The organism is Actinosynnema sp. ALI-1.44 (genome assembly GCF_001984155.1).
GTDB lineage: Bacteria > Actinomycetota > Actinomycetes > Mycobacteriales > Pseudonocardiaceae > Kibdelosporangium.
Map to the genome: position 1 here is coordinate 121,177 of NZ_MTQO01000049.1, position 25,344 is coordinate 146,520.

The 25,344-nt window shown below is 69.3% G+C and carries 18 protein-coding genes; 10 read left to right on the plus strand and 8 right to left on the minus strand.

Translation table 11 applies throughout. The annotated features are described in order from the left end of the window. Nucleotide 1: 1 nt before the first annotated feature. On the minus strand, nucleotides 2-1,003 hold the full coding sequence (locus tag ALI144C_RS30535) for a DUF4185 domain-containing protein (RefSeq protein WP_076990650.1): 1,002 nt from the start codon (nucleotides 1,001-1,003) through the stop codon (nucleotides 2-4). Nucleotides 1,004-1,697: 694 nt separating this feature from the next. After that, on the minus strand, nucleotides 1,698-2,531 hold the full coding sequence (gene rsmI / locus ALI144C_RS30540) for a 16S rRNA (cytidine(1402)-2'-O)-methyltransferase (protein ID WP_076990980.1): 834 nt from the start codon (nucleotides 2,529-2,531) through the stop codon (nucleotides 1,698-1,700). Between the two features lie 24 nt (nucleotides 2,532-2,555). On the opposite strand from rsmI, the gene ALI144C_RS30545 reads away from it, so the two are divergent. Continuing rightward, nucleotides 2,556-4,112 (plus strand): dolichyl-phosphate-mannose--protein mannosyltransferase, encoded by a 1,557-nt coding sequence (locus ALI144C_RS30545; RefSeq protein WP_076990651.1) that lies wholly within the window; start codon nucleotides 2,556-2,558, stop codon nucleotides 4,110-4,112. An 8-nt stretch (nucleotides 4,113-4,120) separates the two neighbouring features. On the opposite strand, the gene ALI144C_RS30550 is transcribed toward ALI144C_RS30545, so the two are convergent. Further along, complete coding sequence (locus tag ALI144C_RS30550) at nucleotides 4,121-6,205, minus strand: serine/threonine-protein kinase (RefSeq protein ID WP_076990652.1); 2,085 nt, start codon at nucleotides 6,203-6,205, stop codon at nucleotides 4,121-4,123. Nucleotides 6,206-6,369: 164 nt separating this feature from the next. Here ALI144C_RS30550 and ALI144C_RS30555 point away from each other — a divergent pair, with 164 nt between their 5' ends. Beyond that, nucleotides 6,370-8,250: a propionyl-CoA synthetase gene (locus ALI144C_RS30555; protein ID WP_076990653.1), complete on the plus strand. Its 1,881-nt coding sequence runs from the start codon at nucleotides 6,370-6,372 to the stop codon at nucleotides 8,248-8,250. Here ALI144C_RS30555 and ALI144C_RS30560 read toward each other — a convergent pair. Beyond that, entirely contained in the window at nucleotides 8,247-9,218 is a 972-nt protein-coding gene (locus ALI144C_RS30560; protein ID WP_143230966.1) for a hypothetical protein, read from the minus strand. The two genes, ALI144C_RS30555 and ALI144C_RS30560, sit on opposite strands and share 4 nt — an antisense overlap. A 140-nt stretch (nucleotides 9,219-9,358) precedes the next feature. On the opposite strand from ALI144C_RS30560, the gene ALI144C_RS30565 reads away from it, so the two are divergent. Then, nucleotides 9,359-10,915, plus strand: a complete 1,557-nt coding sequence (locus tag ALI144C_RS30565) for a beta-N-acetylhexosaminidase (RefSeq protein ID WP_076990655.1) — start codon at nucleotides 9,359-9,361, stop codon at nucleotides 10,913-10,915. Between the two features lie 47 nt (nucleotides 10,916-10,962). Here the strand turns inward: ALI144C_RS30565 and ALI144C_RS30570 are convergent, their stop codons facing one another. Beyond that, the gene (locus ALI144C_RS30570; protein WP_076990656.1) at nucleotides 10,963-12,264 is read right to left on the minus strand and encodes an aldehyde dehydrogenase family protein; all 1,302 of its coding nucleotides are present in this window, start codon (nucleotides 12,262-12,264) and stop codon (nucleotides 10,963-10,965) included. Between the two features lie 123 nt (nucleotides 12,265-12,387). Between ALI144C_RS30570 and ALI144C_RS30575 the strand changes: the two genes are divergently transcribed. Both ALI144C_RS30575 and ALI144C_RS30580 read left to right on the plus strand, forming a co-directional pair. Beyond that, on the plus strand, nucleotides 12,388-13,833 hold the full coding sequence (locus ALI144C_RS30575) for a GAF domain-containing protein (RefSeq protein ID WP_076990657.1): 1,446 nt from the start codon (nucleotides 12,388-12,390) through the stop codon (nucleotides 13,831-13,833). Nucleotides 13,834-13,843: 10 nt separating this feature from the next. Beyond that, nucleotides 13,844-16,921 (plus strand): BTAD domain-containing putative transcriptional regulator, encoded by a 3,078-nt coding sequence (locus tag ALI144C_RS30580; protein WP_076990658.1) that lies wholly within the window; start codon nucleotides 13,844-13,846, stop codon nucleotides 16,919-16,921. On the opposite strand, the gene ALI144C_RS30585 is transcribed toward ALI144C_RS30580, so the two are convergent. Together ALI144C_RS30585 and ALI144C_RS30590 are read right to left on the minus strand one after the other, a co-directional pair. Continuing rightward, nucleotides 16,853-17,620, minus strand: coding sequence for an ABC transporter permease (locus ALI144C_RS30585; protein WP_076990659.1), 768 nt, complete (start codon nucleotides 17,618-17,620; stop codon nucleotides 16,853-16,855). The genes ALI144C_RS30580 and ALI144C_RS30585 overlap by 69 nt on opposite strands. After that, entirely contained in the window at nucleotides 17,617-18,534 is a 918-nt protein-coding gene (locus tag ALI144C_RS30590) for an ATP-binding cassette domain-containing protein (RefSeq protein WP_076990660.1), read from the minus strand. Before ALI144C_RS30590 ends, ALI144C_RS30585 begins: the two co-directional genes overlap by 4 nt. A 115-nt stretch (nucleotides 18,535-18,649) precedes the next feature. Between ALI144C_RS30590 and ALI144C_RS30595 the strand changes: the two genes are divergently transcribed. From ALI144C_RS30595 to ALI144C_RS30615, 5 genes are all read left to right on the plus strand, one after another. Next, entirely contained in the window at nucleotides 18,650-19,021 is a 372-nt protein-coding gene (locus ALI144C_RS30595) for a hypothetical protein (RefSeq protein ID WP_076990661.1), read from the plus strand. A gap of 126 nt (nucleotides 19,022-19,147) precedes the next feature. Continuing rightward, nucleotides 19,148-19,819 carry a response regulator transcription factor gene (locus ALI144C_RS30600; protein ID WP_076990662.1) on the plus strand — a complete coding sequence of 224 codons (672 nt, stop codon included), beginning with the start codon at nucleotides 19,148-19,150 and terminating at the stop codon, nucleotides 19,817-19,819. After that, on the plus strand, nucleotides 19,816-21,150 hold the full coding sequence (locus ALI144C_RS30605; protein ID WP_143230967.1) for a HAMP domain-containing sensor histidine kinase: 1,335 nt from the start codon (nucleotides 19,816-19,818) through the stop codon (nucleotides 21,148-21,150). Before ALI144C_RS30600 ends, ALI144C_RS30605 begins: the two co-directional genes overlap by 4 nt. Before the next feature lie 9 nt (nucleotides 21,151-21,159). Next, entirely contained in the window at nucleotides 21,160-22,524 is a 1,365-nt protein-coding gene (locus ALI144C_RS30610; protein ID WP_076990663.1) for a CYTH and CHAD domain-containing protein, read from the plus strand. A gap of 81 nt (nucleotides 22,525-22,605) precedes the next feature. Continuing rightward, a complete protein-coding gene (locus ALI144C_RS30615; RefSeq protein WP_076990664.1) occupies nucleotides 22,606-24,327 on the plus strand; it encodes a sensor histidine kinase in 1,722 nt (573 codons plus the stop codon). Between the two features lie 164 nt (nucleotides 24,328-24,491). Here the strand turns inward: ALI144C_RS30615 and ALI144C_RS30620 are convergent, their stop codons facing one another. After that, nucleotides 24,492-25,337 (minus strand): NAD(P)H-binding protein, encoded by an 846-nt coding sequence (locus tag ALI144C_RS30620; RefSeq protein ID WP_076990665.1) that lies wholly within the window; start codon nucleotides 25,335-25,337, stop codon nucleotides 24,492-24,494. Nucleotides 25,338-25,344: the final 7 nt, after the last annotated feature.

The following is a 25,344-nucleotide window of genomic DNA, read 5'->3' on the forward strand; positions in this document are numbered from 1 at the left end:
CCTAGACGGCGTCGTGCCGGGGCGCATCCGATTTAAGCCGGGTCCGCAACAGCTTGACGTTGTACGGGCCCCACTGCGACAGCGTGAAGTAGACGTCCTCCCCGTCGTTGGCCCATGGATGCAGGTAGCCGCCGTAGGGCGCGGGGTAGTCCTTGCCGTCGGCGACGACCTGACCGTCCGCCCATGGCCCGGTCAACTCCGGCGCCCAACGCAGCACGATGGCACCCCGCTCCTCGTCGAGGTGCAACGCGATCCACTGGCCGAACCGGTCGTTGTACTCCACCGACAGCTCACCGACGGGCCCGCTCATCACCGGAGTCGCCCTGACCGGGTCCCGGACCCACTCGCCGTCGGAGAAGTAGGTGTAGGAGGCGGGGCTGAGCACGTCGAACCGGCCGCACCGGCCCAGGTAGGCCGGTCCGAACCGGCCATTCGTCGTACCCATGAGGTAGACGTGGTCCCGCTCGGCGGCGAACGCACAGATCTGGAACGGGTGGTCACCCTTGGGCGAGTTGGGCCAGCGCGCACCCGGCGGCTTGGTCCACGTATCACCCCCGTCGACGGACACAGCGATACCCGCGTAGTTCGTGTCCCACGTACCAGCAGGGCCCCACTTCCGCACGGACATGTAGTGCAGGTAGTTGTAGCCGCCGACGGCGATACCGGAATTGGGGATGACGGTGTTCTCATCCGCCTGCCGATCCCGCTCGAGAATCTGCGCCGCCGTCCCATCCGCCCGGGGCACGACGGAGTCGAACCGCAACCCGGTCTCCAGATCCCGGTTGCTGGCGAACGCGAGCGCATTGCAGCGCCAGTCGGAGCCCTTCGGCGGGCCGGCGCCGTTGCCACCCCAGCCGACGCCGTAGGTGTCCCCGAACGCACACAGCAGCTTGCCCTGGCCGTTGTCCCAGAGAATGCCCAAGTCGGTGGCATGGATGCCGAACTTGCGCGTGACCTCCCCGGTAACAGGCCCGATCTCCTCGGTCGCCACCACTTGGACCATGCGGCCACGCTACGTGCTCCTCCGCCACTCCGCAGCGGCGCGAGACGCACGCCAGTGTCCGCCGAGTCAGGGCATCCGTAAGTGAAACGGACCCCTTGATGCGTGTGGTTGGAGTTGCCCCGTTTTGGCGGACACTGACGGTCATGCCGCGGTGTTCTCCGGGTGAAAAGAAGGGCCCTCGCCGGGAGCAGACCTCTGGGCAGGAGGTCTTCGCGTCGTGTTCTTCCCGGCGCATGTTTTTATGACCCGGGGTTGTGAGGCGCGGGCGCCTCCTGCCCGTCGACCTGCCCCAGGGAACCACGGTCTATCAAGAGGATCGGTACCGCTATCGCTGGGCTGTTTTGTGCAGGCCGACCTCTTGACAGCCCGTGGTTGGCTTCGCCCAGGCCGACGGGCAGGAGACACCCCCGAAGCCCCACTCTGCGCTAGCGCGCGGCCTATGTGGCTGGGTTTTGCGGCTAGCGCGCGGCCTGTGTGGCTGGGTCTGCGCTGACGCGCGGCCTGTGTGGCTGGGTTTTGCGGCTAGCGCGCGGCCTGTGTGGCTCGGTTTGCGCTAACACCCGGGCCTTTCGGGTTGGGCTGCGCTGGCGCGCGAGCTTGTTGGGGCCGGGTCTGCGCTGGCGCGCGAGCCGACCGGGGCTTGGCCGTGGGTATCGCCGTGGGTATACGTTGCCGGTCGGCAAGGCTGGCGCTGTCAGAGGCTGGCGTCGTAGAGGGCCTTCTTGCTGACTCCTGCGGCTTCGGCGATCTCCGCTACCACTGTCTTCAGGCGTTCGCCGTTGTCCACTCGTGCCCTTACTTTGGTCACCAGGGCTGGTAGGTCTGTCTCCGTTGGCGCCGCTGGGCCGACTACTACGGTGATCTCGCCGCGGACTCCGTCCGCCGCCCAGGCTGCCAGTTCGGCCAGTCCTCCTCGGCGGACTTCCTCGTAGGTCTTCGTCAGTTCTCGGCATACCGCTGCTGAGCGGTCTCCGCCGAGTACCTCCACGGCCTGCGCCAGCGTGTCGGCCAGCCTGTGCGGCGACTCGAAGAACACCGCCGTACGTCGTTCCTCGGCCAACTCCGCCAGCCAGCGACCGCGCTCGCCTGACTTGCGTGGTGCGAATCCCTCGAAGGTGAACCTGTCACAGGGCAGGCCGGACACCGCCAGTGCCGTCGTCACCGCTGACGGGCCTGGCAGGCAGGTCACCGGGATCTTTTCGGCGATACACGCCGTCACCAGGCGGTAGCCGGGGTCCGAGACGCTGGGCATCCCTGCGTCCGTGACGAGCAGCACAGTCGAGCCGTTGGTCATGGCTTCGATCAGTGCTGGGATTCGGCTCGTTTCGACCGCGTCGTAGAAGCTCACCACCTTGCCTGACGGCGACACGCCGAGCGCGGTGGCGAGTGCGCGCAGCCTTCTGGTGTCTTCCGCTGCGATCACTTCTGCCCCGGCCAGGGCGTCTGTCAGGCGGGGGGAGGCGTCGCGGGAGTCACCGAGCGGTGTCGCCGCGAGCACTAGTCGGCCGGAACCGGATACGGGGCTCACACCGCTCACCCTACGATCGGGCGCGTGACTGCCCTCGTGACCGGGTCCGACCGCCGGTCGGACGACCAGGCGGAGGAGGCTCCCCGGGCACAAGCGCCGGGTGCCGATCCGGCTGCCCACCTGCTCGGCCGCCCCATGCCTGCCGATCGGCTCCGCGGCTGGCTGGTCGCGGGTGTGCTCGCGGTCATCGGCGGCATCGTCCGGCTGCAGAACCTCGGCTTCCCCACCCACAACGGCACGCCGGTCTTCGACGAGAAGCACTACACGCCGCAGGCGTGGCAGATGCTGCGCAACGGCGGCTACGAGGACAACCCGGGTTACGAGCTCACTGTCCACCCGCCGCTGGCCAAGCAGTTGATCTCCATCGGTGAATGGCTGTTCGGCTACAACGGGTGGGGCTGGCGGTTCACCGCCGCGATCCTCGGCACGTTGATGGTTCTCATGATCGTGCGGATCGCCCGGCGGCTCACCCGGTCGACCCTGCTCGGCGCGGTCGCCGGGATCCTGCTCATCTGCGACGGCGTCCTGCACCTGATGAGCCGGTCGGGGATGTTGGACATCTTCATCGCGTTCTTCGTCCTCGCCGCGTTCGGGTGTGTGCTGCTGGACCGCGACCAGATGCGGCAACGGCTCGCGGTCACCATTCGTGAGGGCTGGGTCAACGACTCGATCTACGGCCCCCGGCTCGGCTTCCGCTGGTGGCGGTTCGCCGCCGGGGTCAGCCTCGGGCTCGCGTGCGCGTCCAAATGGGGTGGCCTTTACTGGGTCGCCGCGTTCGGCCTGATGACGGTCATCTGGGACGCGACCGCGCGCAGGTCGGCCGGGGTGGCGCACCCCTGGGTCGGCGCGATCCGCCGTGACCTGCTGCCCGGCCTGTGGGCGTTGCTGCTCGTGCCCGTCCTGGTCTACCTGGGCACGTGGTGGGCCTGGTTCGGCAGCGAGACCGGCGTCGACCGGCACCTGGTGACCACGTGGTGGGGCCCGTTCGGTCCGGCGTTGCGTTCGCTGTTCGACTACTCCGCCAACGTCCTGAACTTCCACGAGTCGCTGGTGACCAAGCCGAACGAGCCGCACCCGTGGGAGTCGAAGCCGTGGACGTGGCCGATGGGCCTGCGGCCGATGCTCTTCTACTGGGACAGCGCGACGACCGGCTGCGGTGAGAGCCAGTGCGTCAGCGCCACCATGCTGATCGGCACCCCGGCCATGTGGTGGCTGGCGTTCCCGATGCTCGCGTGGGGCCTGTGGCGCATGGTCGGCAGGCTCGACTGGCGCTACACCGCCGTGGTCGTCGCCTACCACGCGGGCCTGCTGCCGTGGTTTCTCAACCTCGACCGGCAGATGTACTTCTTCTACATGACGCCGGTCTCGGCGTTCCTGATCCTCGGCCTCGTCCTGCCGCTCGGCCAGATCCTCGGCACGGCCAAGGACGGCTACGAACGCCGGGGCACCGGCCTGCTCGTCGTGGCGATCTACGTCGGGCTGGTGGTCGCGAACTTCGTCTGGCTCTGGCCGATCCTCAACGGCGACTCGATCACCAACGCGCGGTGGCAGGCCGAACTCTGGCTGCCGTCCTGGCGCTGAACGAGGGGCTACGCGCCGAACCGACGCGTGGGGTTGTGCTTCTTCTGCGTCGGGCGGGTCCGTTCCAGGTCCGGCGGCGCCGGTTGCTGGGCCTGGTTGACCGGCGGCCGGGGCGGGTTCGTCGACCGGGTGCGTTCCGGATCCGTGAACGACGTGCGCTCGGGGTCGGTGACCTTCGTGCGCTCCGCACCTCCCGCAGGCGGTGCCGTCACCTTCGTGCGGTCCAGCGCCGCGATGTCCTCACGCTTGACGACCTTGGTGACCGGTCCGTCCTCGGCGTGGCCGCCCTTGGACAGCCAGCCGCCGGTCTGCCTGATCACGGTGTCGAGCGTGGGCCTGCCCGCCGGGTCCGGGCCCAGAGCGGCCGTCAGCAGCCGCAGGTGGACGCTGTTGTTCGGCAGGTGCGTGACGCGTTCGGCCTTGGCAGCCGCCATCAGCGCCGCCATCGGGTTGTCACGGGTTCCGCGCGGCGGTTCGCCCGTCAACGCGTAGGACACCGTCGCGGCCAACTGCCACGCGTCCGACGCGGGCGTGGCCGGTGATCCGGCGGCGGTCTCCGGCGCGAGGAAGTCCGGGGTGCCGACCATCATGCCGGTCTTGGTCAGCGTCGAATCACCCTTCGACCTGGCGATACCGAAGTCGATCAGGTGCGGCATGCCGGACGGGTCGATCATGATGTTCGACGGCTTGATGTCACGGTGCAGCACGCCCTTCGCGTGCGCGGCGGACAACGCGCCCGCCATGGTCACCCACAACCGGGCCGCGGCGAGGTCATCGAGCTTGCCGTTGTCGTGGACGGCGTCAGCGAGCGCGTTGCCCTCGATGTACTCCATCACGATGCCGAGGCCGTCCTCGTCCTCGACGATGTCGTAGACACGCACACAGTTCGGGTGTCGCACGGCCGCGAGCGCACGAGCCTCACGCAGCATGCGCTCCTCGGTCTCGGCGTCCGGGGCGTGCGCCATCTTCACCGCGACCGTCCGGTCGAGCTGGGTGTCCATCGCCAGCCACACCGTGCCGAACCCACCGTGGCCCAGTGCCTTGATCTTCTGGAACCGGCCGCCGCTGCGGGTCCACATGCTGTTGTTGCCGCCACCGGTCATCGCCCTTGTCGGTGGTTTCGGCGCGCCGCCGCCCATGGGGACGGCCCCGGCGAGCGGGAACGGCATCGGACCGGGCGTGTCGGCCAGCTTGCCCGGCTGCGGGCGGCCGCTCAGCAGTTCCTGGCCGGGCCCCTGGCCCGCCAGCAGACCTTCGGGACGGTACGGCGGCGGTACAGGCTCGGGAACGTACGGCGGGGGCTTCTGCTGCGACTGCTGCTGGACAGGCGGTTGCTGCTGAGTGGGCTGACGCGGCGGCACCTGCTGCAGCGGGTGCTGTTGCTGCTGGGGCGGAGGCTGGTTGTCCTTCTCCTGCACCGAGCGGTTGATCGTGCTCCAACTGGGCGCGCCGATCACCAGGATCGGGATCAGGCCGAGCACGGCCGCCGGGACCATGCCGATCCACAGCAGGAACGCCACGTTGCCCTGCAGACCCACGCTGAACAGCATGAACGCCACGAACGACAGCCAGATCATCCGGCCGGGCCACGTCGGGCCGCGCCGGAACGCCGCACGGGCCTGCAGGATCACGAAGAACGCGGAAAGCGCGGGCAGGACAACGAGTTTGGCGATGTTCAGCGGGACGTCCACACCGCTGCTGCCGGTCAGCAGCTCGTAGACGTTGGGACCCCCGCTGAGGTACTTCGCCTGAGTCTCGATGACCACTTGGTCTTCTTCGAAGAACGTCTTGGCGAAACTCAGCCCGTACTTGCTGGAATTCGCCGCGGCGTTGTTGAAGATCGTGGAGATCCCGTTGGCCATCAGCCACGGCACGGCCAACGCGAACACGACGCCGATGGCCCCGAACACGCTCAGCGTGATCGGATTGTAAGCGTTCCCCGTGCCCTTGCGGATCAACGCGATGCCGAACGAGGCGAGCACCGGGAAGATCATGATCAGGAACCCGGCAGCCATGGTCGCCCACACCCAGTCGCCCGGCCAGAAACCCGGACCAAAGACGGTATGCGCGAACGACAACAAGTCAGCTGCCATTCGTACGAACCCGTCCACGGCTTCCCTCCTCGTGCTTACCCACCCGACGTGAGCACTTACCCACCATATGTCCAGCGGCGCTGGGTCTGTGCGGCAACCGTGGCCCTCGTTGCATCAGACGTCGGCAATAGGCAGGAGGTTGCTCCCAATGGCAGAGTGACTCCATGGGTGACTACCGGGACGCACATCACCGCAGTCTGGCCGACCCTGACGCGTTTTGGCTGGACGCGGCCGGTGCGATCGACTGGACCACGCCACCGACCCGCGCGCTGGACGCGTCCCGGGCGCCGTTCTACCGCTGGTTTCCCGATGCGCGGTTGAACACGTGTCACAACGCGCTCGACCGGCACGCCGACAGTGCCGACGGCGGGGATCGCGTCGCCCTGATCTACGACTCCCCGGTCACGGGCAGCAAAGGTTCGTACACGTACCGCGAACTTCGCGACGAGGTCGCGGTGTTCGCAGGAGCGCTGGCGAGCCTGGGCGTGACCAGGGGCGACCGTGTGATCATCTATATGCCCATGGTCCCACGGGCCGTGGTGGCGATGCTGGCCTGTGCCCGGCTCGGCGCGGTGCACTCCGTGGTATTCGGCGGGTTCGCGCCGAAGGAGCTGGCCGGGCGGATCGACGACGCCAAGCCGAAGGTGATCGTCGCGGCGTCGTGCGGCATCGAGCCGACCAGGGTCGTGGCGTACAAGCCGATCATCGACGACGCGCTGACCGTCACCACGCACCAGCCGGATCACGTCGTGATCACGCAGCGCCCCGAGCAGACGGCCGACCTGGGCGCGCGGGATATCGATTGGGACACACTCGTCGAATCCGCGCAGCCGCACGACTGCGTGCCGGTCGACGCCACAGATCCGCTCTACATCCTGTACACCTCCGGCACGACCGGGCGTCCCAAGGGCGTTGTGCGCGACAACGGCGGGCACGCGGTGGCGCTGACCTGGTCGCTCAAGGCGATCTACGACATCGGCCCCGGTGACGTGTTCTGGACCGCGTCAGACGTCGGCTGGGTCGTCGGGCACTCGTACATCGTCTACGCCCCGCTGCTCGCCGGGGCCACGACCGTGCTTTTCGAGGGCAAGCCGGTCGGGCCGCCGGACGCGGGTGTGTTCTGGCGCGTGATCAGCGAATACGGCGTCAAAGCGCTGTTCACGGCACCGACGGCGTTCCGCGCGATCAAACGGGTCGACCCGGACGCCCGGTTGATGCGTGACCACGACCTGTCCCGGTTCCGCACGTTGTTCCTCGCCGGGGAACGGCTGGACCCGGAGACGTACCACTGGGCGACGGAGCAGCTCGGCGTTCCGGTGGTCGACCACTGGTGGCAGACCGAGACGGGCTGGCCGATCTGCGCGAACCTCCGCGGCCTCGAACCGATGCCGCTCAAACCGGGCTCCCCGACCGTGCCGGTCCCCGGGTACGACGTGCGCGTCCTCGACGAGTCCGGCACCCCGGTCCCGGCGGGCCACGAAGGCGCGATCGCGATCAAACTCCCGCTGCCGCCCGGAACCCTGCCCACGCTGTGGGGCGACGACGAACGGTACCTGCGGTCCTATCTGTCCACATTCGACGGCTACTACCTCACCGGTGACGGCGGTTTCATCGACGAGGACGGCTACGTGTACGTCATGGGCCGCACCGACGACGTGATCAACGTCGCCGGGCACAGGTTGTCGACGGGCGCGATGGAAGCGGTCCTCGCCGCGCACCCGGCGGTCGCCGAATGCGCGGTGATCGGCGTGCACGACTCGCTGAAAGGTCAACTGCCGCGCGGTTTCGTGGTGCTCAAGGCCGGTGTCGAAGTGCACGAGGACGTGCTGCGCGACGAGCTCGTCGCCGCGATCCGCCGTGACATCGGCCCGGTGGCGGCGTTCCGGGACGTCTCGGTCGTCGCGGGCCTGCCGAAGACCCGCTCGGGCAAGATCCTGCGCAAGACCATGCGCGGCATCGCCGACGGCCGCGACGAGCCCGTGCCGTCCACGATCGAGGACCCCGGGGTGCTGGACGCGCTGCGCCCGGTGTTGCGGCGTTCCTAACTTGGCAGCAGCTGGATCTGCTTGGGCTCGGGTTTCTGCGCCCACTTCGCCGTGCTGGTGGCCGGGAACTGCGGTTCGACGGTCAGGACGCCGCCGGTGAAGCTGTCCGGCACGGTGAACAACAGGCCCGACGAGGACTGCCTCGTCGACGCCTGCCTGCCGTTGGCCAGCACCAGGCTGACGCTGCGGGACAGGTCGAGCTTGAGGTCCGCGTCGTCGGTGCTGATCCTGGCGTCGGGCAGGCGCAGCCACAGCTGCTTCGCCGGTGCGACGCCGATGCCGGGCAGCGTGTTCGCGAGCTCACTGCGGGTGCCGAGTTCCAGCGTCACGGCCAAGGGCCCTGAGGTGCGTTGCCCCTGGTAGTTGCCGTTGCCGCGGTAGTTCCCGTCCTGCCAGCGGACCTGGGTCGCGCCGGGTTTGGCCGGGGCGTTGTCCGAGGTCGGCGCGGGTGTGCCGCCTCCGCCGTTGCGCACGCTGAACTGGTACGGCTTGTCGTCGGTCACCTCAAGCGTGGCGTCCGCGCCCACCGGGACGCTCACGATGAGGCCGGTGCCCCGCTCCAGCGGCTTGGGCAAGCGTTTGCGGGTGGCCCCGACCACCACGTCCACGTTCAGCGGGGCCTGTGGCGGTGTGGCGTACGTGTCGTCGCCCTGCAGCCGGTAGAGCACGAGGAACTCGTGCCCGGCGGCCGCACGGGAGGGCCCTGCCTCCAGGCCGCCGCTGGACTCGTCGAGGTCGGACCGCACCGCGAGCGCGCCGAACGCGTACGAGAAGTGCGGCCCTTTGAAGACTGTCGACAAGGACCGCGCACCTGCGGGAACACCTTGCGACCACGTGAAGACGTCGACGTAGTCCGCCGGCTTCTCCGGCAGGTCCACCGGCCCGCTCGGCGGCACCGGCTTGGCACCACATCCGGCAACGAGCACACCGACAACCACACTGGCGGCGAGAACGCAAGAACGCGACACGCGCAACAGGGTCGCATCCCGCCCCATCCAAGACAATCGGCCGTTGTGGCTGCCGGGTGGGTGGTCTATACCTAATTGGATCGCCGCCGTGGGAATCACCTTCGGGAGGGCATGTGCACGCACGTCGATTCCTCGCGGTCATGGCGGTGACAACCGCCCCAAACCCGTTGTTCCAAACGCCCGCGAACGCTGGTCAGGACGCATTCACGGGCAAGAGCCTGACGAGTGTGATCCCGGCACCCGCATTCGCCCAGCCGGATGCGCGGCAGGCATTCCGGCTGAACAGGGCAACCGTGATCCTCACCCAGCGCGGCTCACGCGAGGCCGCGGCGGTCGGCAAGCAGCTCGCCGACGTGCTCCGGCCGTCGACCGGGTACCCGCTGCCGGTCCTGCCCGCGTTCGTGCACGGCACGGGCATCTCCCTGCTGCTCGGCGGTGCCGATCCGCGCGTCGGCCAGGAGGGCTACCAGCTCAAGGTCGAGCGCCACCAGATCGTCGTGCGCGCCAACACCCCCGCCGGGCTGTTCGCGGGTACGCAGACGCTGCGCCAGCTACTGCCCGCCGGCGTGGAGAGCAAGACACGCCAAAGAGGACCGTGGGTCGTACCCGGCGGCCGGATCGTCGACTTCCCCCGGTTCGCCCACCGCGGCGCCATGCTGGACGTGTCCCGGCACTTCTTCGGCGTCGGCGAGGTCAAGAGCTACATCGACCAGCTCGCGCAGTACAAGATCAACCGGCTGCACCTGCACCTGTCCGACGACCAGGGCTGGCGGATCGAGATCCCCGGCTGGCCGCGGCTGACCAGCCACGGCGGCAGCACCGAGGTCGGTGGCGGCCCCGGCGGCCACTACACCAAGCGCCAATACCTGGAGCTGGTCGCGTACGCGAAGTCGAAGTTCATCACGGTCATCCCCGAGATCGACATGCCGGGGCACACCAACGCCGCGCTGGCCTCGTACGCCGAGCTGAACTGCGACGGTGTCGCGCCGCCGCTGTACACCGGCACCGAGGTCGGGTTCAGCTCCTTCTGCATCGACAAGGACATCACGTACAAGTTCATCGACGACGTGATCCGTGAGCTGGCCGAGCTGACGCCGGGCGAGTACATCCACATCGGCGGCGACGAGGCGCACGCCACCAAACCGGCCGACTACCTGAAGTTCATGCAGCGCGTCCTGCCCATCGTGGCCAAGCACGGCAAGAAGGTGGCCGGGTGGCACGAGTTCGTCAAGGCGCAGCCGGTCACCTCGGCGGTCCCGCAATACTGGGGCACCGACGACGTGGACGAGGACGTGGCCGCGGCGGCCGCGCGGGGCAACAAGGTCGTGCTCTCCCCGGCCCACAAGACCTACCTGGACATGAAGTACGACAAGAACACCCCGCTGGGCCTGAACTGGGCCGGGTACATCGAGGTGGACGTGGCGTACGGCTGGAACCCGGGTTCGTTCGTCAAGGACGTGCCCGAGTCGAGCGTGCTCGGTGTCGAGGCGCCGCTGTGGTCGGAAACCCTCGAGGACTCCGACGACATCGAGTTCATGGCGTTCCCCCGGCTGCCCGCGGTGGCCGAACTGGCCTGGTCGCCGTGGTCGACGCACGACTGGGGTTCGTTCCGCGCCCGGTTGGCGCAGCAGGGCGAGCGCTGGCGGGTGCAGGGTGTGAACTTCTACCGTTCACCCCAGATCCCCTGGCACAGCTAGGAAAAGCCCTCGTAAGTGGTCAGCCGGGTTCCCACCCGGCTGACCACTCACGAGTAGCTCACTGTGATGCGCTTGTCGCGCCAGTACTCGGTGAGCAGCGCGTTGCGGTCCTCTCGGCTGAACGCCGCCTCAGCCGGGTGTGAATGATCGCTGTTGACCCAGATCCGCGCGGCGTTGATCGCCCGGCCCGCGCGGTATCCCACGCCGGTGTCGCGCGTCCACACCGACACGCCCGCGGTGGTCTCGGCCTCGTTGACCAGCTTGATCGCGTCGTCGAAGTCGTTGAACCCGGCTACCGAGATCACCGGGGCGAGCACGTGGTTGTGGCCGTCGATCACGGTCGGCTCAAGGAAGAACCCGCCGTCCAAGTCGCCACCGAGCGACGCGCGAGCACCGCCCACCCGTACCCGCGCGCCTGAGCGGGCGGCCGTTTCGACGTCCGCGACGGCCATGGACAGCTCGTCGGCGCTGACGAGCGCGCCGACCGTGGTCGAGGTGTCGAGCGGGTGACCGGCGACGTGCCGCTGGACGCGCTCCACCGCCGCCTCGACGAACTGCTCGTAGCCGCCGTGCTGGACGAGCGCCAGCGACGTGCCGGTGACGAAGCCGTCGAACGCCCTGTCCCGCAGGGGCCCGTCCAGGTCCGCGAAGAACACCGAGGGCCCGAGCCCGAGCGGCGGTGTGGCCGGGAAGCCGTTCACCACGTTGATCACGCCGGGCGGTACCAGGTCGTTGACCACGCTCAGCAGGACGTGGATCGACGCGGGCGTCTGCACGGCCGGTTTGAGCACGACAGTGTTCCCGGCGGCCAGCGCCGGCGCGAGGCACCAGGCCGCGCCGAGCAACGGGTAGTCCCAGCCGAGCGACCGCTGCACGACGCCGATTGGCTCACGGAACCCGTGCACCACAGCGTCCCCGTCAATCCCGGAACGGACACCTTCCGCCGCTCTGATCGCCCCGGCGAAATACCGGAAATGATCTGCGGCCAACGGCACATCGGCACCGAGTGTCTGCCTGATCGGCTTTCCCGTGTCCCAACTCTCAGCGACCGCGAGAGCTTCCAGGTTGTCCTCGATCCGGTCGGCTATCTCGCTGAGGATGACCGCTCGCTCGGCGAGTGCCGTCTTCGACCAGCCCGCCGCCGCGCCGCGCCCGTCGGCGACGGCCCGCCGCAGGTCATCGGGGGTGGACTCGGCGGTCTCGGTGAACACCCGACCGGTCACGGGAGTCGGGTTCGCCGAGTACCGGCCGCTCGACGGCGGCACGTATTCGCCGCCGACGAAATGGTCGTACCGGTCGGCGTACCGCACCACACAACCCGGTTCTCCTGGTGCGGCATATCTACTCACGCTCACGCCTCCCCGGCATGCTTTCATGGGTACAAGTGGCGGACGGTAGAAGACACTGGGTTGCAGTGACGTTGCAGTGATATCGCACAGTGCGTTCCCAGGGGCGTTCCGAGGGCGTGGATCATGAAGGACGCGAGCGCGTACACATTCCTGGTCGGCCAGTTGCGCGCGGGACTTCCCGCCAGCCGCGCGGGCAGGCAGCGTGACATCGTTTCCGAGTCGTGGAAACGGTCTCTCGACGCCGACATCGACCCGGACCACGGCCTGCCGCCGGTGGTGTACGCCGAGACCGACGTCCCCGACCTGCGATCGGACCACCCGCTGGCCTCGGTGATGCCCTCGCTGCGGGCGATGCTGGTGAGCATCGCCGACGAGGCCGAGCACATCATGCTGATCACGGACGCCGCCGGGCACCTGCTGTGGCGTGAGGGCAACGCGGCCGTTCGCCACCAGGCCGACAAGGTGCTGCTCACCGAAGGCACCAGGTGGACCGAGGAAGCCATTGGCACCAACGCGATGGGCACGGCTCTGGTGCTCGACGGACCGGTGGTGATCCACGGCAGTGAACACCTCGTCCGGCTGTACCACCCGTGGACCTGCGCGGCGGCGCCGGTGCACGACCCGGAAACCCGTGAGGTGCTCGGCGTCATCGACATAACGGGTCCTTTGTGCACGATGCACCCGTCGACGCTCGCGCTCGTCTCCGCGGCGGCGCAACTGGCCGAAAGCCAGCTCCAGGCACGGGTGAACCTGCGCAACGAGCGGTTCCGGCTGCGCAACACACGGCACCTCAGCGGTCTGCGCGGCAGTCCCGGTGCGTTGGTCTCGCCGACCGGCCGGGTGGTCGCCACCGAGTCGTGCGACGACCTCCCGTCCAGAGTGGACGTCAGAGGCGGGCAGGAGACGCTGTGGCTGCCGGACGGCCGCGCGGCGGTCGTCGAGCCGCTGGCCGAGGGTTTCCTGCTGCGGATCGCGCCCGGCCCGGCGGGCAGGCGCCCGCCGCTGCTGTCGCTGCGGTTCCTCGGCGCGCAGGACACCAAGGCGCTGCTGGACGGCAGGGAGATCCCGCTGACCCTGCGGCACGCCGAGATCCTCACCTTGCTCGCCCTGCACCCCAAGGGAATGACCGCGGAGCAGCTGGCACTGGTGCTGTACGGCGAAGCAGGCAACCCGGTCACCGCACGCGCGGAGATCCACCGGCTGCGCACGCAACTCGGCGCGTCCGCGATCAGCACCAAGCCGTACCGGCTCGACGCCGAGGTGGACGCGGACTTCATCAACGTCCGCCAGCCGCTGCGGGAACGCCGTGTGCGTGACGCGGTGGCGTTGTGGCGCGGTCCGCTGCTGCCCCGGTCGAACGCCCCTGGTGTGCGCTCCGAACGGGAACAGACGCTAGCGCAGCTGCGCAGGCTCGTGCTGGAACGCCGTGATCTGGACGCCTTGTACTCGTTCGTCCGCGCCACGCCCGACCAGGAGGCGCTCGAGTCGCTGGTGGGTGGTCTGCCACCGGCCGACTCCCGGCAGGAGTGGGTGCGGTCGCAGCTCAGGGCGTGCACCACGGACGAATAAGCTGCCCGGTGTGCGGATCGGGTTGCTCGGACCGCTGCTGGTCAGCGGCGAGGTCTCGGGTTCCCGGCTGCGCGCGTTGCTCATCGTGCTCGCACTGGAACCCGGCCGGGTGGTGCCGGTGAGCCGCCTGGTCGACGGCGTCTGGGGCGACGAGCCGCCGGCACGCGCGATCAACGCGCTCCAGGTGCTCGTGTCCCGGCTGCGCCGGTCGGCCGATGTGCCGATCGAGTCGCATCCGGCGGGGTATCGGCTGGTCATCGACCCGGACGAGGTCGACGTGGCGCGCTTCGAACGTCTCGTTTCCGGGGCCCGCACGGCGCCGGACCCGGTCAGGGCGGCGCTGTTGCGGGAAGCTCTCGAGCTGTGGCGTGGCCCTGCCTTGCCGGAGGTCGCCGGGCAGCGGTTCTTCCAGCCGGACGTGACCAGGCTGACCGAACTGCGGCTGATCGCGATCGAGGACCGCGCCGAGGCCGACCTCCGGCTGGGCCTCGATCCGTCGACGGAGCTGTCCGCCCTGGTCACGCAACACCCCACACGCGAACGCCTCGTCGGTGCGCTGATGCGGGGCCTGTGCGCCACTGGCCGGACGAACGAGGCACTGGCCGTCTACGAGGCCACACGTCAGGCGCTGGCCGACGAACTGGGCACGGACCCGTCGGCCGAGCTGTCCGCCCTGCACACCTCGATCCTGCGCGGCACGACCGGCCAGCCGCGCACGAACCTGCGCGCCGGGCTGACCAGCTTCGTCGGCCGTGACGACGAGGTCGCCGAAGTCGTCAGGCTGGTCGGCGAGTACCGGCTGACCACGTTGACCGGCCTCGGTGGTGCCGGCAAGTCACGGTTGTCCCTCGAGGCCGCACGGCTACTGCTCGACCGGATGCCGCATGGCGTCTGGCTGGTCGAACTCGCGTCGATCGGCAAGGACGCCGACCTCGCGCATACCGTGCTGAGCACGCTCGGGCTGCGTGACCAGACGCTGTTCACCGGCCCCGCCGAACCCGTCGACCGGCTCGCCGCCGCGTTGGGCACCCGGGAAACCGTTCTGGTGCTCGACAACTGCGAGCACGTGATCGACGCGGCCGCGGCGCTGGCCGAACGGCTGCTCGGCGACTGCCCGCAGTTGAGGATTCTCGCCACGAGCCGTGAACCCCTGGGTATCACGGGTGAAGCGCTCTGGCCCGTCGAACCGCTCGGCCTGCCGGACGAGGACGGGACGCTCGCGGCGGCGTGGCGTTCACCGGCGGTGACCCTGCTGCTCGACCGGGCGAAGGCCGTCCGTCCCGGGTTCACCCTCGACGCGGACAACCTCGCGGACGTCGTCCGGATCTGCCGTGCGGTCGACGGAATCCCGTTGGCGATCGAGCTGTCCGCGGCCCGGCTGCGGTCGATGACGACCGGTCAGGTGGCCGACCGGCTCGGCGACCGGTTCCGGCTGCTGACCGGCGGCAGCCGAGTGGCACTCCCCCGGCACCAGACCCTGCGCGCGGTGGTCGACTGGAGCTGGGATCTGTTGTCCGAGCGGGAAAGGGTGGTCCTGCGGCGCCTCGCCGTGTTCACCGGCGGTGTGCCGCTGGACGCGGCGGAACAGGTATGCGGCGAGAACGACGTGCTCACAGCGTTGGCCGACAAGTCGTTGCTCGTCACAGGCGAGCGCTACCGGATGCTGGACACCATCAAGGCGTACGGCCTGGAACGCCTGGACGAAGCTGGTGAGACAGAACAGATCCAGCGGGCGCACGCCGAGTACTTCCTGGCGTTGACCACGACGGCCGACGCTCGGCTGCGTGGCCCGGACCAGTTGACGTGGCTCGTCCGGTTGGCGGCGGAGCAGGACAACATCGACGCCGCGTTGGGCTCAGCCGACGGCGAAACGGCATTGCGGCTGGTAGGCGCGACAGGCTGGTACTGGTGGCTGAGCGGCCGTCATGCCAAGGGCCTGGAGCTGACCAGGGCCGCGCTGAGCCGACCGGGCGACGCGGACGAGGAGACCAGGGCGGTCGCCTACGCCGTCGGCGCGCTTCTTTCGCTTGCCACGCAGGAGAACTGGGCCGAGATCACCGAGTACTTCCACGCCGCCCTGCGGTTCACCGGTCCGACGGACGCACCACTGCTCCGCCTGCTCAGGTCGCTCAACCAGGCGCTCGACGACGCCCCTGACGACATTCCGCACGCGGGTTGGGAGCGCGCGGCGGCGTACCTGGTGCGTGGTGCGGTCCTGTTGTCCCGGGGCGACCGTCAGGACGAGATCGAAGGTGACCTCGATCGTGCGGTGACCGGATTCCGCGAGGTCGGCGACCGGTGGGGCAGCATGGTCGCGTTGAGCAACCTGGCCGATCTTCGTGCCCGCAAGGGAGACGTGTCCGGTGCGCTGGGCTACTTCGACGAGGCGCTCGGGGCAGGCGCGGAACTGGGTGTGAGCGAAGACCTCGTGCAGAACCGGCTCAGGCAGGCCCAACTCCGGCTGGTCGACGGTGACCAACCCGGCTGCGCCGCCGCGATCGCCATGGCCGAGCAGGACGCGGCCCGACTCGGCCTGCCGTCGGCCATGGCGATGGTCGAGCACAGCGCCGCGGAGATCGCCCGGTGGACCGGGGACCTGACCACCGCGCGGGCCCGGCTGACCGCAGCGGAAACACTGGTCGACCACAACTGGAGCATCGCCTGCGCACTGGCGACCCAGTGGGGGTATCTCGACGCGCTGGCCGGTGATCTCGACTCGGCGCTCGACCGGCATTCCTACGCCCTCGCCATGACCATGGGGGCACCCAACTCGATCTGGGTCGCGCATGTCGTCGTCGGCGTCGCCGATTTGGCTTTGCACCAAGGGGATCCGGCTCAGGCGGCCCGGTTGCTCGCCGCGAGCGACGCCGTTCGCGGCTCCGCGGACCTGACACACCCGGACGTCACGCGGATCCGTGCGGAGGCACGCGCCGCGCTCGGCGAAACCGAGTTCGCCGAGGCGACGCGGGCCGGTTCGACGGCGAGCGCTGACACCTTGCCGGAGCTGACCAGCGCGACGTTAGCGATCCCGGTTGTACAGCTTCATCGCCCAGGCGTAGCCGATCAGCGTGAACACGACCGCCCATAGCACCGAGACGATCAGGCTCGCCCCGATCGGTGTGCCCAGCAGCAGGCCCCGGATGGTGTCGATCATCGCGGTGAACGGCTGGTACTCGATGAACCACCGGACACCGGCCGCGGTCGAGTCCACCGACACGAACGCACTGCTGATGAACGGCAGGAACAGCAACGGCAGCGTCTTGGCGTTGGCGCCCTCGACGTTCTTGGCGGACAACCCGAACGCCACACCGAGCCAGCTGATCATCAACGCGTACAGGACGATCACCCCGAGGAACGCGAACCAGCCCGCGATCCCGGCCGACGGGCTGAATCCCATCAGCAACGCGACACCGAGGATGACCACGATCGCGGCCAGTCCCCTGAGCACGTTGGCCACGGCGTGCGCGGTCAGCACGGCTCCGCGTGAGATCGGCATGGTGCGGAACCGGGCGATGATCCCTTCGGTCATGTCCATGGCGGCGCCGAGAGCGGCTTGCGACGCGCCGCCGCTGATGCACATGAACAACACGCCCGGCACGATGTAGTCGATGTAGTTCCCGGTGCCGCTGGGCAGGCCCATGCCCATCTGGCCGCCGAAGACATACCCGAACAGCAGCAGGAACGCCAACGGCATCAGCAGCGCGCTCACTGTCCCTGCCGGGTAGCGCAGATCGTGTTTGTACTGGCGCCGCAGCATTGTGCGGGCGTCCGTGATGGCGTGGCTCATCGTGCGGTCCCTCCTGTGAGTGCGAAGAAGACGTCGTCGAGGTCCGGGGTGTGCACGGTCAGCCCGGCCACCTCGATGTGTTCGAGCCGGTCGAGCACGGCCCGTAGCGCCTTCACGTCACCATCGCCGGGTATCTGCAACGTGAGCGCTTCGTCGTCCCGTCCGGCCGCTCCGAGCACGCGGGCCGCCTCGTCCAACGCGAGGATGTCGTGGAACCGCAACAGGATGTGCCCGCCGGGGATGCGCCGCTTGAGCTCGGCCGGTGTGCCGTCGGCCACGACCCGGCCGTGGTCGAGCACGGCGACCCGGTCGGCGAGTTCGTCGGCCTCGTCGAGGTACTGCGTGGTCAGGAAGATCGTGACGCCGTCGGCGACGAGGTCGCGGACCAGCTGCCACATCATGTGCCTGCTGCGCGGGTCGAGCCCGGTGGTCGGCTCGTCCAGGAAGATGACCTGTGGACGACCCGTGAGGGTCATCGCCAGGTCGAGCCGCCTGCGCATGCCGCCCGAATACGTCATCACGAACTTGTCCGCGGCGTCGGCGAGACCGAACTGGTCCAGCAGCCGGGCGGCGTGCCCGCGTGAGTCGCCGACCCGGTACAGGTCACCCATCATGATCAGGTTCTCCGCACCGGTCAGCAGGTTGTCGACCGCGGAGAACTGGCCGGTCACGCCGATCGCGGCGCGGACCGCCCCTGGCTCGTCCGCCAGGTCGTGCCCGGCGACGCGGACCGTGCCCGCGTCGGCGGTGGTCAGGGTGGACATGATCTTCACGGCGGTGGTCTTGCCCGCGCCGTTCGGGCCGAGCAGGGAGAACACCGTGCCCTCGGTGACATCCAGATCGATGCCGTCGAGCACGACCTGCTCGCCGTACGCCTTGCGCAGGCCGGATACCGCGATCGCGGACTTTCTCATGCCCGAAGGCTCGCGGGCACCGCTTTCATCTCGTTGAGCGCTCGCTGACACACCCTTACACGACCCGAACATTCGCCAGACGTGGTGCTCACCGCCGACGGTCAGAGTGGGTGCCATGACATGGACACACCGCATCGCCGCCGCGACCGGCGCGACCGTGCTGGGCCTGACCCTGCTGACCTCGACCGCGAGCGCGCAGACGTCCCAGGCGCCCACACAGCCGAGCTTCGACGTCACCAAGGTCTGCCAGCAGCGCGTCCCGAAGCTGGAGAACCGCGCCAACAAGGCGCTGACCAGGATCAACGGCGCCGCCGACGTACGCGGCTCAGTCGCCAACCTGCGGGCACGGGCCGAGCGCGCGACCGACCCGGCACAGAAGGACTGGCTCAACGGCAAGGCCGACCACCGCGCCCAACGCGTCGACGTGCTCAAGAAGGCACAGGAACGGCTGGCCGCGTACAAGCAGAAGCACTGCGGTGGGAAATGAGACGCTCACTGGCCGCTTTGGCGGCCATCACGTTCCTCCTTGCCGGCTGCCAACGCCAGCAGGATCCGCCCTCCGGTGACCTAGACTCCGTCGAGTCCACACTCAACAGTGTCGAGTCGGAGCTAGATGAGCCCTAGGGGACTCGTTCTCGTCGCCGAGGACGAGCGGTCGATCGCCGACCTGGTCGCCATGTACCTGCGCCGGGACGGGTTCGGCGTGCACGTGGAGACCGACGGGCCGGGCGCGCTCGCCGCGGTCCGCCGGCTGCGCCCGGTCGCCGTCGTGCTCGACATCGGCCTGCCCGGGATGGACGGCATCGAGGTCTGCCGGTCGCTGCGGGCCGCGGAGGACTGGACGCCGGTGCTGTTCGTGACGGCCCGTGACGACGAGGTGGACCGGATCCTCGGCCTGGAGATGGGCGCCGACGACTACGTCACGAAACCGTTCAGCCCCCGCGAACTGGTCGCCAGGGTGCGCGCGGTGCTGCGCCGCGGCGCGGCGCAGACGGAAGTGCTCAAGGCGGGCACGGTCGAGGTGAACGTCGACCAGCGCCGGGTGTGGGCGGGCGGCCGCGAGGTCGCGCTCACGTCCACCGAGTTCGACCTGCTCGAACACCTGATGCGCACACCCGGCCGGGTCTACGCCCGTGACCAGCTGCTCAGTGCCGTGTGGGGTTACCAGGCGGCGGCCGGGACACGCACGGTCGACGTGCACATCGCCCAGCTGCGGGCCAAACTCGGTGCCGAGAGTCCGATCAGGACAGTCAGAGGCGTCGGGTACTCGGCGGAGCCGGCGTGATCCGGTCACTGGCCGGGCGGATCATCGTCGTGTGCCTTGCCGTCGCCGGGATCTCCGCGCTGGTCGCCGGGTTCGTGTTGTTCCGGCTGGTGTCCAGGACGTCGCTGGACGTCACCCAGCGTGTCCTGGCCGACCAGGCCGACGTGCTCGCCGCGCAGCTGTTCGAGACCGACGGCGGCCTCGCCGGGCGCAGGCGGGTCGTGGATATCCTGGAACGACAAGGGGTTTCGGTCGTCACCATCGGGCCACGCGGCAACGTGGTCGGCGACGCGAACGCTGTCGCCGCCACCAAGCAGGCGGAGGCCGTCGGCGGCGGCCGGATCTCGAAACCGGTCGAGGTCGGCGGGCGGACGTACCTCGTCGAAGCGCGGGACGCCCCGCGCGGCGGTTTCGCCCTCGTGCTGCGGCCGTCCGGGGACCAGTCGACCATCCGGCGGCTGATCGGCAACATCCTGCTGGCGCTGGGGATCGGGCTGCTGGTCGCCGCGGTCGCCGGGGTCGTGCTCGGCCGGCTGCTGGCCCGTCCGTTGCGGCGGACCGCCCAGGTCGCGCACACGATGCGGGAAGGGCGCAGGGACCTCCGGGTCCCGGTGGAAGGCCCCCGTGAGGTCGCCGACGTCGCCGGTTCGGTCAACTCGTTGGCGGATGCCTTGCAGCGCAGCGAAACCCGGCAGCGGGACTTCCTGTTGTCGGTGTCGCACGAACTGCGGACGCCGTTGACGGCGGTCCGCGGGTTCGCCGAGTCGCTGGCCGACGGCGTGGTGAGCGGTCCGCAGGCCGCCGAGGTCGGCCGGACCATCGGCAAGGAGGCGCAACGCGTGGAGCGGCTGGTCGGTGACCTGCTCGACCTGGCGCGGCTGTCGGCCGACGACTTCCGGCTGGACATCACGTCCGTCGACCTGTCCGGTGTGCTGCGGGAAACCGCCGACGTGTGGTCTGTGCGGTGCGCGGCGGAGGGTGTGGAGTTCCGGCTGGAGAACGCCGACCACCCGGTGGGCGCGCACACCGACCCGAGGCGGCTGCGGCAGGCACTCGACGGTCTGATGGAGAACGCGCTGCGCGTGACGCCCGCCGGGCGGTCGATCGTGCTCGCCCACCTGCCGGGCCGGGTGCTGCAGGTGCGCGACGGCGGCCCAGGGCTGTCCGAAGAGGACTATCGGATCGCGTTCGACCGGGGCGCGCTGCACCGCCGTTACCGAGGTGTCCGCCCGGTCGGCACCGGGCTCGGGCTGGCGATCGTGCACGGGCTCGTGACGCGGATGGGCGGTAGGATCGAGGCAGGGCCCGCACCGGAAGGCGGCGCCTGTTTCACGATCATGCTGCCAGGGTAGGTCAATTGCATGCGGACCCATCGAGAAGTCGAACGCAAGTACGAAGCTGATCCCGATGCGCGACTGCCCACCTTCGACGGTGCTGTCGCAGGTCCGCAGCACGAGTCGCTCGACGCGACCTACTACGACACAACCGATCTGCGCCTGATCCGCGGCGGGCTGACGTTGCGCCGCCGGGCGGGCGGCGAGGACGAGGGCTGGCACCTGAAAGTCCCCGTCGACCAGGACACCCGCGACGAGATCCACCTTCCGCTGAACGGAAAGGACAAGCCGCCGAAGGAGTTCGCCGATCTGACGCTCGGCTACACGCGCGGCGCGGAACTGGTGCCGGTCGCCAGGATCGAGACCGCCCGGACCAAGTGGGAGATCACGGGCGCGGAACTCACCGACGACCAGGTCACCGCGACGAAGCCGGACGCGGAAACCATGGTGTGGCGGGAAATCGAGGTCGAAGGCGACCCCGACGTGCTCGACAGGGCGGAGAAACCGCTGCGCAAGGCGGGATTCCGGCGATCGGAGCTGCCGTCCAAGCTCGCCAGGGTGCTGGGCACGAAGCCGACGCGGACGCAGCCGGGCGACGACGCCGGAACGACCGTGCTGGCGTATGTCGTCGGCCAGCTGGAGAAGATCAAGTACTACGACATCCTGGTCCGGCAGGACGCCGACGACTCCGTGCACCAGATGCGTGTCGCGATCCGGCGGCTGCGCAGCGCGTTGCGCGTCTACCGCAAGATCGTGCCGAGCGGTGAGCTGGACACCGAGCTGCAGTGGCTCGGCAGGCAGCTCAGCCCCGCCCGTGACCTCGAGGTGCAGGCCGAACGGCTCGCCGAGACCGTCGCCCAGCTGCCGACCGAGCTCGTCGTCGGCCCGGTCCAGGCCCGCCTGACCAGGCACTTCTCCCCCGAGCAGGCCAAAGCCCGCAAGGACGTGCTGCGGACGCTGCGCGGCAAGCGCTACCTGCGGCTGCTCGACCAGTTGGACGCGCTGGTCACGGCGGAGCTGTCGACGAAGAAGGCCGGACGCAAGGCCGAGAAGGAACTGCCCAGGCACATCGCCAAGGCTGAGGCCAAGGTCGGCGCCCGGCTCGACGCCGGTGACGTCCACCGCGCCCGCAAAGCGGCCAAACGCCTGCGCTACGGCCTGGAAGCAGCCGTCCCCGCCCTGGGTGAACCGGCCGACAAGGCCCGCAAACGCGCGAAGGCCTTCACCAAGCAGGCCGGTGACTACCAGGACAGCGTGGTCGCCCAGCCCTTGCTGCGCACGCTCGGTATGCAGGCCCACGCCGACGGCGAGAACGGGTTCACGTTCGGCCTGCTGCACGCCCGCGAGGAGGCGAACGCCGAGCGGATCCGCCGTGAGCTGAGGTGGGGCTAGGCCCACCTCGGGACTGGGCCTGCGAGCAATGCGACGCCCGTCCGTGGTCAGTCACACTGTGAGTGATCACGGGAGGGCAGGATGCGGCAGAGCTGGGCGGTCTGGCGGAGCGTGCGGGCGCTCGGCGTCGCCGTGGCCTGCGTGCCGGTGTTCGCGCTGGTGACCGTCGGCCTGCTGTTCGTGATCACGGCGCCTGCGGTGATCAGGTGGTCCCGCTGGCTGCCGAACCTGGCCAGGCGGGCGGCGGGGATACCCAGCGCCGACGTGTACTGGCCGCCCATGCCGCCGTTGGAACCGGACGCGGACGGCCTGTACACGGTGGGTGACCGGGCGGTCGACAAGCCGTCGTGGTTCAACGAGTTCGACCGGCTGCTCGACTGGTACACCGACGACCCGGGCAGCCGCCGGGACATGCTCTGGATGATGGTGAACCCGTTCGTCGGCGGCCCGCTCGCGGCGGTCTCGCCCGGCCTGCTCGGCGTGGGTGGCTGGCTGGCCTTCACCTCGTGGTGGCCCTTCGCGGCCGTCCCGGTCCTCGCGGGCGCCCTGGCCGCTCCCGGGCTGGTCGCCACGCACGACCGGTGGACGGCCACGATGCTGCGGGCCAAACACGACGGCGTGATGTTCCGATTCTGGGCGCGGATGCGCGAACGAATGCGGCTGTTGTGGTTCGTCACAGCGCATTTTCTCGCGGCGCTGGGCACCACAGTCCTGTCGGCGATGGTGCTGGTGGTCGGCGTGGTGCCGATCCACCTCTGGGGGCTGTGGGTGTTCCTGTGGGTTCCGCTGGTGATGGGGATCCGCGAGGTGACGGCGTTCCGCCGCAGGTCGATCAGCGCGTGGTCGGGCCTGGAGATCCCGGCGCCGTACCTGCCGCCGCCGACGCTGCCCCAACCCCGCCCCGACGGCACGTACAGGCACGGGACCCAACTGCACAAGACGCCCCAGAGCTACATGCGCATCGCCCGGTACCGCTGGGTCATGACCGACGCGGCCACGTGGCGTGACTTCGCTTCCAGTGCGGTCGACGCCCTGGTCGGACTATTCGCCGTGCCCGTCGCCCTGGTCGCCCCCACCTGGGCACTGCGAACGCAGGCGAGGATCTCCCACGCCCTGCTCGGCCCGACGGTGAACGCCGCACTGGCACAACGGGTGCACCAGTTGACCGCGACCCGCGCGGACGCCACCGACGCCCAGGCCGCGGAACTCCGCCGGATAGAACGCGACCTGCACGACGGGGCCCAAGCCCGCCTGGTCGCGATGGGCCTGCACCTGAGCGCGGTGGAAAGCCTCATCGACCGGGACCCGGCGAAAGCGAAATCGTTGGTGGCCAAGACAAAGGACGCGTCGGCGAAAGCACTGACCGAACTGCGCGACCTGGTCAGGGGCATCCACCCGCCCGTACTGGCGGAACGCGGCCTCGGCGACGCACTGCGCGCACTGGCACTGGACAACCCGTTGAACGTCCAGGTGGAGGGCGCGGTGGACGGGCGCCTGCCGTCGCCGGTCGAGTCGGCCGTCTACTTCGCGGTGAACGAACTGCTGACGAACGTGGCGAAACACGCGGAAGCCGACCGCGTCGTCCTCCACATCAGACACACGGAAGCGGCGTTGGAGATCGCCGTGATCGACGACGGCAAGGGCGACGCCGACCCCAGTACCGGCACCGGACTGCTTGGCCTGCAACGAAGGCTGGCGACCTTCGACGGCACCTTCACCCTCACCAGCCCACCGGGCGGACCGACAGTGGCCACCCTGACCGTGCCGCTGACCATGCCGGTGTCCGGGCCCACCAGCCACTGACCACGCCCGCACGATCGAGCAGCCAGGAACAGCCTTCCCCCCACCAGGAATTCCCCCAAGGGGATCCCTTGTTTCTCACGTTACCGCAAGGGTCTGACAGTTCTGCCTGACATGCGCCTCCACCTGGGCCAGCGCGACCACGCCGGGCGACCATCGCGGCGCCCTCAGGCCGTGAAGTCGGCCTTGTGGTCCCGCGCCCACTCGGCGAAGGTCCGACCCGGACGGCCGAGCACCTCGTCGACGCCGGTCGCCAAGTCCGCGGGCTTGCCCATGGTGTCCTGGTAGAACGACAGCATCGTGTCGATGACCTGGTCGGTCGCGTACGCCCCGAACTGCGCCTTCAGCGCGGCGCGTGCCTCGTCCCCCTGCTGGTCGACGACCTCGATCTCCCTGCCGGTCGCCGCGCTGATCAGCTCGATCTGCCGTCGTTGGGTGAGCGACTCCGGCCCGGTCAGTTCGTAGGCTTTGCCCACGTGCCCGTCCTCAAGCAGGGCCTTGACGGCCACCGCCGCGATGTCCCCCTCGTGGATCGAGTTCGTGTTCGACTCCGCGTACGGGACGTGCACCCGGCCGGATTCCTTGATGGACTGCGCCCACATCAACGTGTTCGTCGCGAACCCGCCCGGCCGCAGGAACGTCCACTCGACACTGGACTTCTCCAGCACCTGCTCGACCAGCAGGTGCATGACGCGCATCGGCGAATCGCCGTAGTACTCGTGCGCGGCGGCCTGCGACGAGAGCAACACGATCCGTTTGACACCCTTGGCTTCCGCCAGGTCGACGAATCCCTGCGCGCCCGCCGGGCTGGGGAACAGGAACACCTGCTCCACACCGTCCAGCGCCTGCGAGAACGACTCGGGGTTCTCCAGGTCAGCGGCTCGCACGTCGACCGGGAGACCGGCGGTCTCCGGGTTGCGGGAGGTGGCGCGGACGTCCGCTCCGGTTGCGAGCAGCTGTGTCACGACGGTGCGACCGACGTTTCCGGTCGCACCGGTTACCAGAATGGTCATACGGCCA